At 60.2% G+C, this 14662-nt stretch carries 15 protein-coding genes; 6 read left to right on the top strand and 9 right to left on the bottom strand.

Translation table 11 applies throughout. From position 1 onward, the window contains the following. Positions 1–6 precede the first annotated feature (6 nt). Genes UM93_RS00155 through UM93_RS00140 form a run of 4 tightly spaced genes read left to right on the top strand, consistent with a single transcriptional unit; the run spans position 7 to position 4271 of the window. Positions 7–1236, top strand: a complete 1230-nt coding sequence (locus UM93_RS00155; protein WP_052663433.1) for an ATP-grasp domain-containing protein — start codon at positions 7–9, stop codon at positions 1234–1236. 1 nt (position 1237) lies between these two features. Then, on the top strand, positions 1238–2551 hold the full coding sequence (locus UM93_RS00150; protein WP_045072916.1) for an ATP-grasp domain-containing protein: 1314 nt from the start codon (positions 1238–1240) through the stop codon (positions 2549–2551). Beyond that, positions 2548–3753: an MFS transporter gene (locus UM93_RS00145; protein WP_199921785.1), complete on the top strand. Its 1206-nt coding sequence runs from the start codon at positions 2548–2550 to the stop codon at positions 3751–3753. Before UM93_RS00150 ends, UM93_RS00145 begins: the two co-directional genes overlap by 4 nt. Continuing rightward, on the top strand, positions 3750–4271 hold the full coding sequence (locus tag UM93_RS00140; RefSeq protein WP_045072915.1) for a flavin reductase family protein: 522 nt from the start codon (positions 3750–3752) through the stop codon (positions 4269–4271). Before UM93_RS00145 ends, UM93_RS00140 begins: the two co-directional genes overlap by 4 nt. Positions 4272–4292: 21 nt before the next feature. Here UM93_RS00140 and UM93_RS00135 read toward each other — a convergent pair whose 3' ends face one another. The 4 genes from UM93_RS00135 to UM93_RS00120 form a co-directional block, all read right to left on the bottom strand. After that, positions 4293–4496, bottom strand: a complete 204-nt coding sequence (locus tag UM93_RS00135) for a hypothetical protein (protein ID WP_045072914.1) — start codon at positions 4494–4496, stop codon at positions 4293–4295. 128 nt (positions 4497–4624) lie between these two features. Further along, on the bottom strand, positions 4625–5434 hold the full coding sequence (locus UM93_RS00130) for an ABC transporter permease (RefSeq protein WP_045076620.1): 810 nt from the start codon (positions 5432–5434) through the stop codon (positions 4625–4627). A 47-nt stretch (positions 5435–5481) separates the two neighbouring features. Beyond that, the gene (locus UM93_RS00125; RefSeq protein ID WP_045076619.1) at positions 5482–6297 is read right to left on the bottom strand and encodes an ABC transporter permease; all 816 of its coding nucleotides are present in this window, start codon (positions 6295–6297) and stop codon (positions 5482–5484) included. A gap of 52 nt (positions 6298–6349) precedes the next feature. After that, entirely contained in the window at positions 6350–7318 is a 969-nt protein-coding gene (locus tag UM93_RS00120) for an ABC transporter ATP-binding protein (RefSeq protein WP_199921783.1), read from the bottom strand. A 170-nt stretch (positions 7319–7488) separates the two neighbouring features. Here UM93_RS00120 and UM93_RS17585 point away from each other — a divergent pair, with 170 nt between their 5' ends. After that, on the top strand, positions 7489–8142 hold the full coding sequence (locus tag UM93_RS17585) for a hypothetical protein (protein ID WP_157874058.1): 654 nt from the start codon (positions 7489–7491) through the stop codon (positions 8140–8142). A 65-nt stretch (positions 8143–8207) separates the two neighbouring features. Here UM93_RS17585 and UM93_RS00105 read toward each other — a convergent pair whose 3' ends face one another. Next, positions 8208–9098: a sigma-70 family RNA polymerase sigma factor gene (locus UM93_RS00105; RefSeq protein WP_045072910.1), complete on the bottom strand. Its 891-nt coding sequence runs from the start codon at positions 9096–9098 to the stop codon at positions 8208–8210. A 29-nt stretch (positions 9099–9127) separates the two neighbouring features. Continuing rightward, the gene (locus UM93_RS00100) at positions 9128–9586 is read right to left on the bottom strand and encodes a carboxymuconolactone decarboxylase family protein (RefSeq protein WP_045072909.1); all 459 of its coding nucleotides are present in this window, start codon (positions 9584–9586) and stop codon (positions 9128–9130) included. A 235-nt stretch (positions 9587–9821) separates the two neighbouring features. Here UM93_RS00100 and UM93_RS00095 point away from each other — a divergent pair, with 235 nt between their 5' ends. Continuing rightward, positions 9822–10859 (top strand): matrixin family metalloprotease, encoded by a 1038-nt coding sequence (locus tag UM93_RS00095; RefSeq protein WP_045072907.1) that lies wholly within the window; start codon positions 9822–9824, stop codon positions 10857–10859. Positions 10860–10935: 76 nt separating this feature from the next. Here the strand turns inward: UM93_RS00095 and UM93_RS00090 are convergent, their stop codons facing one another. The 3 genes from UM93_RS00090 to UM93_RS17580 are packed head-to-tail and all read right to left on the bottom strand — an operon-like array spanning position 10936 to position 14647. Then, complete coding sequence (locus tag UM93_RS00090; RefSeq protein WP_045072906.1) at positions 10936–13587, bottom strand: MMPL family transporter; 2652 nt, start codon at positions 13585–13587, stop codon at positions 10936–10938. 28 nt (positions 13588–13615) lie between these two features. Continuing rightward, the gene (locus UM93_RS00085) at positions 13616–14254 is read right to left on the bottom strand and encodes a TetR/AcrR family transcriptional regulator (protein WP_234399342.1); all 639 of its coding nucleotides are present in this window, start codon (positions 14252–14254) and stop codon (positions 13616–13618) included. Positions 14255–14311: 57 nt separating this feature from the next. Continuing rightward, positions 14312–14647, bottom strand: a complete 336-nt coding sequence (locus UM93_RS17580) for a VOC family protein (RefSeq protein WP_157874057.1) — start codon at positions 14645–14647, stop codon at positions 14312–14314. Positions 14648–14662: the final 15 nt, after the last annotated feature.

Below are 14662 nucleotides of genomic sequence, written 5' to 3'. Positions count from 1 at the left end.
ATATCGATGAGTAATCCTGACGGGAAAGTGCTGCTGCTCTCTCGGCAGCCGCTGCGATCCAGGCCGCTGCAGCAATGGCTCGGACTGAAGCACAGTGCAAACACCGTTTTGCTGACCACCGCTGCTGCGCTGCAGGGTGTTGAGGAGGAGGTGCTGCACAGCTTTGCGCATATCGAAACGGTCGAGCATTATCAAAGCTGGGCCACCGAATTGCGCGCCGAGCAGCTGGCTCGAAAGTTCCACGTCGAGCGAGTAGCGAGCACCAGCGAAATGGATGTGTTGCGCGCGGCCCGGCTCCGGGAACGGCTTGGCCTGCCCGGTCAGAGTGTTCCAAGCGCTATCGCCTACCGGGATAAACTCTTAATGCGTCAGTTGCTGCAAAAAGCGGGGGTTCCGATACCGGCATTTTCGGCCCTGGACAATCCCAGCGATCTGCTGAGCTTTATCGAAAGGGCCAACGGTCCAGTGGTGGTGAAACCCAGGCTGGGTTTTGCCTCTGCTGCGGTGAGCATCCTGCGCGAAGAGTGGGATGTCACGGAGTTCCTGAATACCGAGCAGAGCAGCTCGGTGCCCTTCCTGCCCGGCCAATGGATGGTGGAAGAGTATGTTTCAGGGCTTTTCCACCATGTCGACGGCCTCATGCGCGACGGCGAGGTATTGCATTGCTACCCCAGCCGGTACAGCGGCGGACTGGCTGAGCGAGTGCGGCAGAACAAGCACCTCGGCAGCCTGATGCTCGACCCGGTTGATTCAGCTGCCGCTACGCTAAGCGCATTAGCCGCGCAGACGGTGGCTGCCCTGCCCAGCGCGCCGGAAGCTCTCGCCTTCCACCTAGAGGCCTGGATCCGGCCGGACGGCAGTGCGATAGTTTGCGAGATCGCCAGCCGGGCCGGTGGTGGTCCGATCGTACAGGGCTACCAGAAGTCGTTCGGTGTGCAGTTGGCGCATGCCGGTTTGCTCTCCCAATATGGCGATCAGATAGACATCCCGGCGGCGCCCACCCCGCAGCCGTACACCGGCTGGCTGATGTTCTCCGGCACCGGTGAGGTCTTCGACCCGCCACCTGGCGACTGTCCAGTGCCGGGAGTCGAACTAAAACTTTCGGTTGAACGCGGCGAGCAGACAGCGGTGGCCAGCGATTCAAGTTCGGCGGTAGCGACCGCTGTGCTGAGCGCTGACAGTCATGCCGAGCTTGCGAACCGGATGGTTGAACTTGAACGATGGTGGGAGAACTGAGATGAGCGGACTTGATGAAGGGGCGACAACCCTGACCGGTGACACCGGGCGAAACCCGGAGCATGTACTGGTGCTCGGCACCGGCCGGGACGCACCGGCCAGGCTACGGGCTTTCGACGGCGTGCGAACCAGCCTCATGAGCCAGGTTGAATTCGTTCACAAAGTGCGTGATCCGGGGCTTAATTCGCATCTGCTGGCTTTGCCCGCCGACGCTCCGGACCAAGCCTGGATCGCGGTCGCCGAGGCTGTTCACCAGCACGATCCGTTCACCCGGATCGCCGCCTTCGGCGAGCGGGATCAGGACCGTTGCGCTGCCATCGGCGCGGCGCTCAGCCTGCCGACCCATTCGGTGCAGACCATCCGGCTGGTGCAGGACAAGCTGGCAATGCGCGAAACGCTACGTGCTGCGGGCTTAGACTCCACCCCGGCGGCACTCGCCGAGCAAGAGTCCGATATTCGGGATTTCACCGCTCAACATGGTTTCCCTTGCATCGTGAAGCCGCTCGGTGGCTCGGGCAGTGTCGGGGTCAGCCGAGTCGAAAACGCCGAGCAAATCCAGCGCGCCTTCGCCCAAGCCGGTGGACGCTCGGCCGATATTGTGCGGTCAGGCGTCATCGTGGAGTCTTTCCTCACCGGCCCCCAGTGCAGCGTCGAAGCGTTCAGCGAAGACGGCGAACATCAGATTCTTTGCATTACGCAGAAATTTTCCGATCCGGAAAGCTTTGTCGAACTAGGTCACCTGGCTCCGGCACAACTCGACGAGGCAACCGAAGCAGCAATCCAAGCGCTGGTTCCGGCGGTGCTTGATGCCCTGGATATCCGCTTCGGTCCGAGCCACACCGAAATTGCAATCACTGCCGACGGGCCGGTGATCATTGAAACGCACACTCGGGTGGGCGGCGATGAAATACCGGAGTTGGTGGCCGATATCACCGGCGCCGACCAGCTACAGCTTGCCGTCGCCCAGGTAATCGGAGATAAGGTGCTGCCCCAGCTGAGGCGGACCCTTGCTGCGCCCGGCCCGGTGGCAGCGTCCGCAATTTGGTTTGGTGTCGCGGCAGCGCAGGGAGAACTCACCGCACTGGAAGGCTTAGAGGCTGCTCGGCAGCTGCCCGGCGTCACCGAGGTCGCCGCTCTAGTCAGCCCGGGGACCAAGGTGGAGCGGCTCGCCTCTTCACGCTCACGCATTGTTTCAGCGCGTGCCACCGCCCAGGACGGCGCCAGCGCAGTGCGGCAGGCCCAAGAAGCGGTGGCCGGGATCCGGGCGAATATTAGTATGTCGGCTGCTCCGACCGAGCTCTCCGGACTGCTGTGAGCCTCGCCGTCCGGTTACAAACGTTGCGCCCGCCTGCCGGGCAGATCGGCAGTATCCTCACCATCGTCACCATGGTGCACACTCTCGGTCAGGGCACCTGGCTCGCGTTAAACGCGGTGTACGTCACCCAGATCATCGGGCTGAGCGCGGTACAGTTCGGTCTAGGCGTCAGTACTGCCGCTGCTGTCACGCTGGCGCTCTCCGCCCCGATGGGGCATCTCGCAGACCGACTCGGGCCGCGCACAGTGCAGGTCATCTCCTTTATTTTGCTTGCCCCCGCTATCCTGCTGCTGCTCTTTGTCAACGACGTCTATTCCTATGTTGCGGTGATGGCCTATTACGCTGTCGCCTACGCAGCATCTCGAAGCGCCAGAAAGGCGATGATAGCTGGCGCTCTGCCGGCCCAGACCCGGGTGGCTGGCAGAGCCTATCTGCGTGCCGCCAGCAATGTCAGTGTGGCAATCGGAGCCGCCCTGGCTGGCCTGGTACTGGCCAGCCAGGATCCGGCGATCTTCAGATTGGCGATCATTCTGATCGCTGCTTCCTTCGTGGCCACCGGGCTGATCTCGCTCCGTCTGCCCAAGGTGCCGGGTCAGCCGAAGAAGCCTGGCGCTTCAGTGGCCGTGCTGCGGGACGTCAGGTATCTCGCATTTTCCATCCTCGATGGCCTGCTGACCTCCCACGCCATGCTGCTGGAGATCGCCATTCCGCTGTGGATTGTCGGTCATACCGATGCGCCAATTTGGATGATCACAGTGGTCTTATTGGTCAACACCGCCATCGTGGTTTGCTTTCAGGTCAGAGCTTCACGCGGCGTCGAAGGGCCATATAGTGCGGCCCGAGCGGACCGCCAGGGTGGCTTATTGGTGGCACTGGCCTGCCTGGTGATCGCGGTCAGTACCGCCTCAAACGGTATTGTCACCATTCTCATCTTGCTTGCTGGCGCCTTGGTGCACGCGGTCGGCGAGCTACGTCAGGCAGTGGGTAGCTGGGGAGTTTCCTTCGACCTAGCACCGCCGGATCAGGCTGGCCAATACCTTGGCACCCACGCTATGGGAGCGGATATCGCCAAGATGGTGGCCCCCGCAGTGATTGCCTGGGCCATCCTCGATCATGGTGCTGCCGGCTGGATCTGGCTGGCGGTCTGCTATGCGCTCTGCGCCATTGCCATTCCGTTCGTGGTGGGACGTCGGCCAGTATGACACTCAATCGTGATCTCAACCCGGCCACGCTCCGTGAAGCATTCGCGTGCTTCCCTTCGGGGGTGGTCGCCTTATGCGCTCGGGTGAATGATGAGGCGCAGGGCCTGATTGCCTCAAGTTTTACCGTCGGCGTCTCGCTCGAACCAGCGCTAGTCTCCTTCGCTGTGCAGAACACCTCCAAGACCTGGCCTGTGCTGCGTGGCAGCGAGCGAATTGGTATCTCAGTATTGGGCACCGAACATCACGAAGCCTGCCGACAGATCGCTGGGAAGGCCCCGAATCGCTTCAAACACCTCAAGCTCACCTCATCGCCGGAAGGCGCGCTTTTTCTTGACGGTTCGGCGCTCTGGATGGAAGCCAGCGTCTATGCGGAGATACCGGCCGGAGACCACCAAGTGGTGTTACTCGAAGTGCATGCCGTGGCCACTCACGATAAGAAGCACGCACCGCTGCTGTTCCACGAATCTCGGTTTCACGATATGCCTCAGCGCAGCAGCTCAGAGCCTGCCGTGCGGTAGCCTGCAACGCCAGAACTGAAACTACGCTTTTCTGACCATCGCTGCCGGGCATACCGTCTCATGCCGCCGTCGAGCAGCGAACCAACGGGAAAAACCTCCCCCGGTAGCCCGCGGACGATGCGCTTCCCGCTGCGATCGCAACAGTTCCAGCCGCTCCCGCCGCACTCTTTCATGTTCCGCCCGGCGAGCCAGTTCATGGTCCGAGAAATTGAAATATTCAAACATGGCCTCTCCTGCCTCCGATCATCGCTGCTTTAATGATTCCCGCTGAAGGCAGCTAGCAGAAGGCAATTCCGGACAGCTCAAGTCCGCTATCAGTTGCCAATATCAGGAGGTGGAGTGTGCGAACATTTTCAGCGCAGGAAGAGCTTGCGTAACCTCGAGGTGGTCAGCATCAGGCCGAGCAGGATCATCACCAGGTAGTAGAGGATGTGCAGCAGCGTCCCCCAGCCCAGCACTCCGGCTCCCAGCTCTCGTAGCAGTTCGACGCCATGCCACAGGGGCATCGCCTGAATCAGCCACTGGATCGGCTCAGGGTAGACCGAAAGCGGGTAGAAGGTCGCTGAGAACAGGAACATCGGCAGCATCACAAAGTTGATCCAGTCCATCCCTTGGAAGGTTTTGATGAAGCTGGTGATGCCCATCCCGAAGCTGGCAAAACCAAAGGCGATGAACACCGATGCCGGGATCATCAGCAGCGCCCACCAGGAAGTGATCAAGCCCATCAGGCCCATCACGATGGTGAAGCCGGTGGCGTAAACCAGACCCCGCAAAAGTGCCAGGAATATCTCGCCGAGCGCGACGTCGAGCGGCCCCAGCGAGGTGTAGAGCATGCCTTGGTACAGCTTGGCGAAGTTCATCTTGAAGAAGACGTTCCAGGTGGAATCGTAGACCGCGCCATTCATCGCCGAGGTGGCGAGCAACGCCGGGGCGATGTAAGCCGCATAGCTAATCGGCTGCCCGCCAGGACCGGCTACCGTGCCCACGAGGGCACCGAGGCCGATGCCCATTGAGAGCAAGTACAGCACCGGTTCGAAGAAGCCAGAAACCATCACCAACCAGTTGGTGCTCCGGGTGGCCAGCAGGCCGCGGGCAATCACCGAGCGGGCATTGCCCGAATAGAGCGAAGCGAAAGGCTTGCCCATTCTGGCGTCCACCGCCATCACCCGGTCTGGCGCGAGCACGCTGGTCGAATTATCCGAAAGCTGACTCATACGTTCATCCTCTTGGCAAAGAATCGTTGGGCTAGTACCCAACCGACGGCGGCAATCACCAGCAGGTAGACGATGTGCACGATCGTTAGCCAGGCTGGTTCCTGATAGCCGAAGCTGAGCACCCGACCAATTTCGGTGGCATGCCAGAGCGGCGAGATCCAGCCAATCCACTGCAAGAACCAGGGCAGCTGGCTGAGCGGAAAGAAAGTGCCGGAGAACAGGAACAGCGGCATCACGATGAAGCGCTGCACGACGGCGAACTGACCGGCGTCATTCTTCAGCGTTGCGGTCCACGCCATCAGCGGCAGGCCGAAGGTCATCGCTGCCAGGGTTGCGGTGAGCACCGAGAACCAGCCCCAAGGGCTGGGCGAGGCCTGGAACAACAGCACAATCACGTAATAGATGGCGGTCGGCAAAAGGATCCGAAGGAACACCGCGATAATGTGGCCCTTCGCGATCTGCTCCGGAGTGAGCGGTGAGGCGTGCGGGCCAAAGTACAGTCGGCGCCACTTAAAACCATCCATCACCGGGAACATGAACTCTCCGGCCGCCGACATTAGCGCAGTGGAAGCGACCAGTGCCGGGGCGATAAAGACCTGATAGCTCACGCCGCCAAACTGGTTTTGCGCGCTGGCGTTGACCAATGAGGCAAGCCCCATCCCCATCGCGAAGAGATAAGCCAGCGGCGAGCCCACCGAGTAGGCGATCACCGACCACAAGTACACCCGCATTTGGCGTAGCACCTGCTCGGCGAAGTACCAGGAACCAAAGCGTACCGCTTTCGCCGCCGATTGCTCAGGGCTGAGCGGCACCGCTAAACGTTGAGGCAGCCGATCGTGTGAATTGCGACTGCCAAGATCTGACTCAGTCAACGAGGCTCCTTCCGGTCAGCCGGAGGAAGACATCCTCCAGGCTAGAACGACGCACCAGGGAGGTGAGTGGTCGCAAACCTCGCGCCGAGACCTGCTCCAGCGCGGCCTCGCCGTCATTGGCGTAAATCAGCACCCGATCCGGCAGCGTTTCGATCCGCTCCCCCACCCCGGTCAGTTCGGCACCGACGGTGGCGTTGCGTTCCGAGCCGAAGCGCAGCTCAAGCACCTCTCGGGTCGAGTATTCCCGGATCAGCGAAGCGGGCGACCCCTCGGCCATGATGGTTCCCTTATCGACCACCACGAGTCGGTCGCAGAGTTGCTCGGCTTCATCCATGTAGTGCGTGGTCAGGATCAGCGTGGTGCCCGCTTCCTTGAGCCGGAACAAACGATCCCAGAGAATATGCCTGGCTTGCGGGTCAAGTCCGGTGGTTGGTTCATCAAGCAGCAGAATCTTAGGATCATTGACCAAGGAGCGCGCAATGGTGAGCCGACGCTTCATTCCGCCAGAAAGTGAATCGACCTTGGCGCTGGCCTTCTCGGTGAGTTGCGCGAATTCAAGGAGCTCGTCAGCTTTAGGCCGCAAATAGCTCAGCGGCAGGCCGAAGTAACGTCCGTAGATGATCAGGTTGTCGCGCACCTTGAGTTCTTCGTCCAGATTGTCCTGTTGCGGCACCACCCCGAGGTGCGCCCGCACCTGTGGGCCGTGCTGCTCGGGGTCGAGTCCCATAATGTTGAGTTCGCCTGAGGTGCGCTGCGAGACACCGCCGATCATCCGCATCGTGGTGGATTTACCGGCACCATTTGGGCCGAGTAGGCCGAAGGACTCACCCGGCGCGACATCGAAGGAAATGCCGTCTACCGCAACAAAATCGTCGTAGACCTTGCGTAAGTTACGGGCGGAAACCACAGCTGTTTGTGGGGAGATGCCATTGGCGGCTGCTGAAAGTTCGTCATTGAGCACCAGAACAGACTAGTACATACATTCGACGTTGATAAGAGGTTCCCGCGGGAAATTACCTCCGGGACGCTGCTACCAGGCGCTGTCGGGTCCAATTCCCGCCCTGTATCATGGGACCACGAAACCGACCCCCCGAAGCTAGCGGCTTCGCAAGACGCCGATCGGACCTTGTCATGAACCGTCGCTCTGCTTCGCTCGGCTTCCCTGCAACCATCCTCGTGTCAATCTTTTTCCTCGCGGCGTGCACGCCCAATGCTGCACCCTCACCCTCACCCAGCACAGCCTCTGCGACGCCGAGCACAGCCTCACCATTGCCGCCCATCTTCCCGACCGCAGGTACCGCCCCCAAGCAGCAAACAGCCGAGGCACCGGCAGACAAGGCAGCCGCCATCGCGACCGCCAGCAAGGTGTTCGAGAGCTACCTCACCGTGCTCACCGGGTACCTGAAAAACCGCACCCTCACGGAGGATTACCTGGCTGGTTATGTGGATCGCAACAGCCATCTTTGGCTTTCCTTCAAGGAGGACAGACTCGCCGACCCGAACCGGCCTTACATCGTGAGTGGATCCTGGAAATGGACGATCCAGGCAACATTGTCCGAGGCCGAAGACCTCGTGCCGCCGAACGTGATAGCGACGATCCCGAACGGCAGAGTAATCGTCTACGGATGTCTTGACAGCAGGGGCGTCACCTATGGCTACCCTCAGCCGGGAGTTCTCAAGGCATACCACGGAGTACTGACCTACCATCCGACCGAGCGCGTTTGGTTCGTCGACACCAGCAGCTATACCGTGCCGTCTGCGATGGTCAAAAAGCTACGCTGCTGATCCCGGTAGCACGGCAGAGGTACGAGCTGAACAGATGAGTACGCATAGTCGGCTTCAATAAGAGGTTACTGCAGGAAAGCGTGGTGCAGTTTTTCCGGATTGGCGATTTGGCGCAGCCCCCTGATCAGACCGTCGGTTCCGACTTCGAAGGTCAGCACATCAATACGCTCCGCGAGGCGCAGCGCAATCGCGGGTTCTCCATTGATCTCGATGAGCCAACCACCGGAGCGGGTGCCCGGTGGCGAATCCGCTGACTTCTGGAGTATCCCGGTGAAAAAGCGCGCGATCCGCTCTGCGCCAAAGACCGGGTTCAGCGCGCTGCGCACTCGGCCGCCACCGTCAGCCCAGAGAATCGCCTCGGGCGCCAGCAACTCGACCACAGCTGACACGTCGCCGCCGCCAATCGCCCGGAGCAGATGCTCAAGCACCTCCGGGCTGAGTGATCGGGGCGCCTCAAGGCTGGTATCAACCTGCAGCCGTCGCTCAGCCCGGGAGATCAGCTGACGCACGGCCACCGCGGTCTTCTCCAGGATTTCGCCAATCTCTATTGCTGTCATGCCGAAGGCTCGGTGCAGCACGACGGCAGCGCGGGCTTCCGGGGTGAGCTGCTCGGCGAGGTGCAGCAACGCGATGGAGAGCATCTCCCGATCAGCAACCGCGTCCTCGGGAAGTCGGGCCGTCGCCACTGGTTCGGGGAGCCAATGACCAACGTACTCCTCACGTGTCCGGGCAAGCTCCCGGGCACGGTCGATCGAGCGACGCACGCAGATCGTGGTCAGTAGAGCTGGCCACGATCGCACCGGTTCTGAGGCTTTCCGTTCCTGGCGCAGCGCCTCGATCGCCACCTCGGAAACCACGTCCTCGGCCAGGCCGAAGTCGCCAAGCAGTCGGTAGGCGATGCCAGTCAACCGGCCGCGCTCAGTGTCCCAGGCATAGCTAGCCGGCGTCGTGACCATCACTCTCCTAGACTAGCGGGCTGAACTGCTCAGACAATTGGATGCTGCTCATCCACCGGCGGTGCCATTTCGGTGGCAATGGCGATCCGGTTCCACACGTTGATCACCGAGATCGCCAGCACAATATCGCCAAGCTCTGTCTCGTTGAAGTGTTGGGAGGCCGCCGCCCAAATTTCGTCCGTTACCGTGTCCGGGCCGAGCTTGGTGACGGCATCGGTCAGCGCGAGTACCGCGAGTTCGCGCTCCTCAAAGAGGTTACGCGCGTGCTGCCAGGCAGCCACCGCGTGCAGAGTGCGTTGCGGGATGCCGTGCGCGGCTCCGTCGGTGGCGTGCATATCGACACAGAAACCACAGCCATTCAGGATTGAGGCGCGCAGTTTAATGATCTCGTATAGCCTCGGCTGCACCGACTTCCGCGCATAGGCCTCCAGCCCGAGCACTGCCGCATATCCCGACTTGTTCGTTTCGGTCATCTCGATACGGGTCATAACACTTCCTTCCATTCTTGGCTGGCCCGCTGATCGGGGCAGCTAACAGCCGTCTCTAGGATGTCGAAGCCGGGTCACAAAGTGTGACAACGGATCACGAAAGCGATGACGACGACGAAATCAGGCGGGCTTGAAGGGAACTGCCAGCCGTTTCCTCGTCGCCTTCCAGCCTCGCCTAGTAGCTTCGCCAGCGGGTGCTCAACGTCGAGCACCCATCAACTATCAGGAGACTACTGTGAAAACTCTTGTTCGCCCACTGGGTGCGGCTGCTGTCGCCCTCGTCCTGCTTATTGGTGGCACCAGCACCGCCCAGGCTTACCATTTGCAGGGACCAAAGCTTTCCACTTCCAGCCCCACTTTCAGCATAGACAGCGGTTCCTCAGCCTCGAGGACCGCTTGGACTTCGGGGATTTCCGACTGGAATGACGCCTCAGCTGGCGTCAGCCTGAGCACCACCTCGGGCACCGGCACCGCGACTTTGGGCGATGCCAACGATTCGAGTGTTGGTTGGGATGGCATCACCTACTACAGCTGGAACAACAACACCAATATCGTCACGGATGTCAGTGCTTATCTGAACGTCGCTTACACCGCGAGCTACGACGCAGCCAAGCGCAAAGGTGTTGCCGCACACGAAATCGGTCATGTGCTCGGCCTTGACCACACCAGTTCGTGTGTTTTGATGAATCCCACTACCCCCGATCGCACTGATTGTGGCGTCAGCACGCCGCAGTCTGACGACGTAAACGGGGTCCGCTCGCTCTACGCGACAAACAACTTCAGCGAGCAAGAGTCCCGACCGGCGACAACCGGCCACACCGTTATGCACCTGTCCCAGGCGAAGACTTTCAATAGCCTGAAAAGCCTTCATCAGGGCGCCGACGCGGTGGTTTTGGCTACCGTCGGCAGCAAGTCAGAGTCCATTAAGAACGGGATTCCATTCACCGACCATCAGCTCAAGGTACTGCGCTGGCTGAAGGGTGGCAGTGCTGATGGTACGGCGACGATTCACCAGACCGGTGGCACCGTAAACGGCGAGCTCATCCAGGACGAACTCGAGCCGCTACTTCAGCAGGGGCAGACCGGAATCTACTTCCTGCATCAGTATGCACCCGGGAAGTTCTTCATCATCGGCGGCGCCGATGGACGCTTCAACGTTGCAATCAACGCCGGCACGGCCACCGCGACCTCGGCAAAGCTCAAGGGTGTAAGCAACTCCTTAGCGAGTGTGATCTCGCAAACCCAGGCGCTGACTGCGGCCGAAAAGAAGTAACTACCTTCAACGACGCGGGCCTGGTGCGACACGAAACACCGTGCTGCACCAGGCCCTGAAGCTGACTAGAAGGTCGTTAGCTGCGGCTTTCCACCAACTCGGGTTTCTCGTCGGGATCTTGCTGTTGCTCGCGCTCAGCCGCCGCCTCGTGCAGCGCCACCACTTTGGCGCCCTCGACGTCAACATCGGGCAAAATCCGATCCAGCCAGCGCGGCGTCCACCAGGCCGCCTTACCGAGCAAGTACATGGCCGCCGGGATGATCGTCATGCGAACCACGAAAGCATCAAGCAACACACCAAAGGCGAGGGCGAAACCGAGCGGCCGGATCATGGTCAGATGCGAGAAAATGAAACCGGCAAAGACGCTCGCCATAATGATTGCAGCGGCCACCACCACCCGGGCAGCGTGGCTGAAGCCGCTACGCACTGCCCTCTTTGCACTCTCGCCGTGCGCGAAGGACTCGCGCATTCCCGAAGTGATGAAGACCTGATAGTCCATCGCCAAGCCGAAGAGCACGCCGATCAGAATAATTGGCAGGAAGCTCAGCACCGCACCAGGGTTGTGCACATCGAAGAAGCTGCCCAACCAACCCCACTGATAGACAGCAACCACGCCGCCGAAGCTGGCGGCCAGCGAGAGCAGGAAACCGCCGGTTGCTAGTAGTGGCACCAGGATGGAGCGGAACACCAGCAGCAGCAGGATCAATGACAGTCCAACCACTATCGCCAGGTAGGGCGGCAGCGCCTCACCGAGCTTATTGGACACGTCAACGTTGGCAGCGGTCTGACCGGTCAAGCCGATCTGCACACCGGTGGCGCCCTTGATATTCCCGCCATCGGCGCGAATATCGGAGACCACCTGCACGGTGCTGGCGCTGGCTGGGCCTTCCGCGGGGATGACTTGGAAGACAGCCGTCTTCCGGTCATCACTGAGCGCCACCGGTATAGCAACCTTCACATTTTTGATCTGGCGAAGCTCAGTGGCCACATCGGCTTGCTTCTGCTGGGCTTGCTCAGCACTCAGCCCTGCGGGCAAGTCACCGACCACCACAATAGGACCATTTCGACCCTCGCCAAAGTTCTTGCCGGTGAGTTCATAGGCCTGGTAGGCACTCGAATCTACGGGCTCCGCTCCGCCATCTGGTAAAGCAAGTCGCAAGTTCATCGCCGGGAGCGCGATCAGGCCGAGCGCGATCACACTGGTTACCAGGGTGAGCACGGGATGACGAGTAACTAGACCTCCCCAGCCCTTCCCAGACTTCGCAGGCTCGGCATGGGACCCTCGAGGCTGTGGCCCCACCCAGCCCTTCCCAGACTTCGCAGGCTCAGCATGAGCACCGGAGGCCCTGCTATCTTCGGCATGCTGTTCGGCGTCCGCCGCAGCGTTTTCAGAATCAATAGCCGCTTGCGCCTTTCGCCAAGCTCGCTTAGAGACGATCCGCTGACCGATCAAGCTCAGCACGGCCGGCGTCAAGGTCAGCGCAACGAGAACGGCTATTGCCACCGTAGCCGCTGCCGCAATCCCGAGAATAGCCAGGAACGGCAGCCCGGTCACGGAGAGAGCAGCGAGCGCAATTACCACGGTCAGACCGGCAAATAACACTGCGTTACCGCTGGTACCGGTGGCCTTGGCCACCGATTCACGGATCTCCATGCCAGCCAAGATCTGCTGCCGATGCCTATTCACAATAAACAATGAGTAATCAATACCGACCGCCAGACCCAGCATCAAGGCCAGCATCGGGGAGATCGAACTCATTTCAATGGCACCGGTCAGTGCAAAGGTGCCACCCACCCCAATCCCGACGCCAATAATAGCCATCAGCAATGGCAGGCCAGCCGCGATCAAGGTACCGAGCATAATCAACAGGACGATGGCGGCAATCACCACACCGACGACCTCAGCGGTGCCGAAGATTTGCGATACGTCCTGAGTGATCTCCTTGTCGTAAAAAACCTTGACGCCCGAGCCGGTGACCTGATTCACGATGTCTTGCACTTGCTGCCGGTCGCTCACCTCGAGACTGTAGAGCGAAACCTTGAATTGGACCTGTGCAATCGCCACTTTATGATCGTCGCTCACAAAGCGCAGCCCTTCGGAGGTAGCTAACTTTTTCTTACCTTCGGCTAACGCTGCCTGCTTAGCCGATAGTTGCGCCTGTCCGGCGGCCAGTTTGGCTTCTGCGGCGTCCTGCTGTGCCTTACCGGCCTGGTACTGCGCGACCAAAGCGGGCGGGTTTGGCGGCACTGCCTGTTCGAGGGTCAACTTGAGTTGGGCCAGCTGGACCTTGCCCGCTTCCAGCTGATTGCTCGCTGCCTCAAGCTGCTTCTTCGCCGCATCGATTTGTTTTTCGCCGTTACTGAGCTGAGCCGCGGCATCGTCTAACTGTTTCTGCTGGCTAAACGGGTCCACTGTTGCCTGCACATAATCCTTGGCTGCTAAGTCCTTCAGAGCCTTAGCCACAGCTGTTTGCTGCTCAGCGCTAAAGCCAGCCTCCGACTGGAAGACAATGCCCGCACTGCCACCTGCCGAGCTGGGCAGATCGTTCTTCAATTTGTCCAGCACCCGCTGAGTCTCGGTGCCAGGGATTTGGAAGTTGTTCGACATCTGACCGTGGAAGGCCGCGGCCGAAGCCCCGACCCCCAGCAACAGGACCAACCACACCGCGATCACCGACCAGCGATGCTTCGCCGAGAATTTTCCCAGTTTGTAGAGCAAAAGCGCCATCAGGCTATCCGTTCTTTATCAGTCTTTTTCAGTGAGCTTTAGTGGGTTCGTTGAGCACGAAGCCGTCACGCAAATGACCAATGGCTTCGATAAGTAAGTTTCGTAGATCTTTCAGGGTGGCCTCATTGATGGCCGTGCCATGACGCGAGAACCAAATCTCCATCGCGGCTTTTCCACAGGCCATGATGGAACCGACAAGCGCCCGGATATAAAGCGGGTTGGCCTCCGGATCGACCCGCGGTTGTGCGGCCACCACGAGTTTCGCCTCGCAGTCACTCCACACTTCTGATTGGAACCGGCCAACCGCGTCATGTGCCTCGGTCAGGCTGTAGACCTCGGCCACTGTGGCCAGCCGGGCCGGATCAATGAGTGCCCGCAAAGCCTGCAGCGCGGCCTCAAGCAATGACTCCTCGAGTGGGCGTTGAGCGAACTCGCCGATCACTTGATCGAGAAATCCTTCGGTGGTGGAAGCAATGGCGGCCTCCGCCGAAGAGAAATAATTGAAAAATGTGCGACGCGAGATTCCCGCGGCAGCAGCCACATCCTCGACGGTGAATTTATTCAGACCACGCTCTCGCAGCAAGGCGAGCGAAGCGACCACAATGGCTTCCCGAGTCGCTGCCTTATTCAGTTCACGACGATTCGTGGGTTCAATCAGCTGGGTCACATACATACACTAAGTGCAAGTTTGCACTAAGTGCAAACTTGCTGTGAGCATGCACAGCTAATACTGTCGTGCCGAGAGCATGCAGAACTCGTTACCCTCCGGATCGGCAAAAACATCCCAGCTCGCATCGGCGGCTTGGCCCACGTCTATCCGCCTGGCCCCAGCAGCGAGGAAGCGGGAAATCTGCTGTTCCCGCTCCTGCGCACTATCGCAGGCGAGATCCAAGTGAAGTCGGTTCTTGCTTGACTTCTTCTCGGCCACCGGTACGAAAACTATGCCGGGAGGTATTTGTCCGAAAGATAAAGACGCCGACAGCTCTGCGGCATACCCACACGCTAGTCCTCGGTCCTCCGGATGACTACTGGCGAAAGCAGAGTTAGCGAGGCCCGGCAACCTCTCGGCTGATGA

The sequence above is a fragment of the Psychromicrobium lacuslunae genome, from assembly GCF_000950575.1.
Lineage (GTDB): Bacteria > Actinomycetota > Actinomycetes > Actinomycetales > Micrococcaceae > Renibacterium > Renibacterium lacuslunae.
The sequence above is the reverse complement of the archived record's forward strand: the minus strand, read 5'-3'. Positions and strand labels throughout refer to the sequence as shown.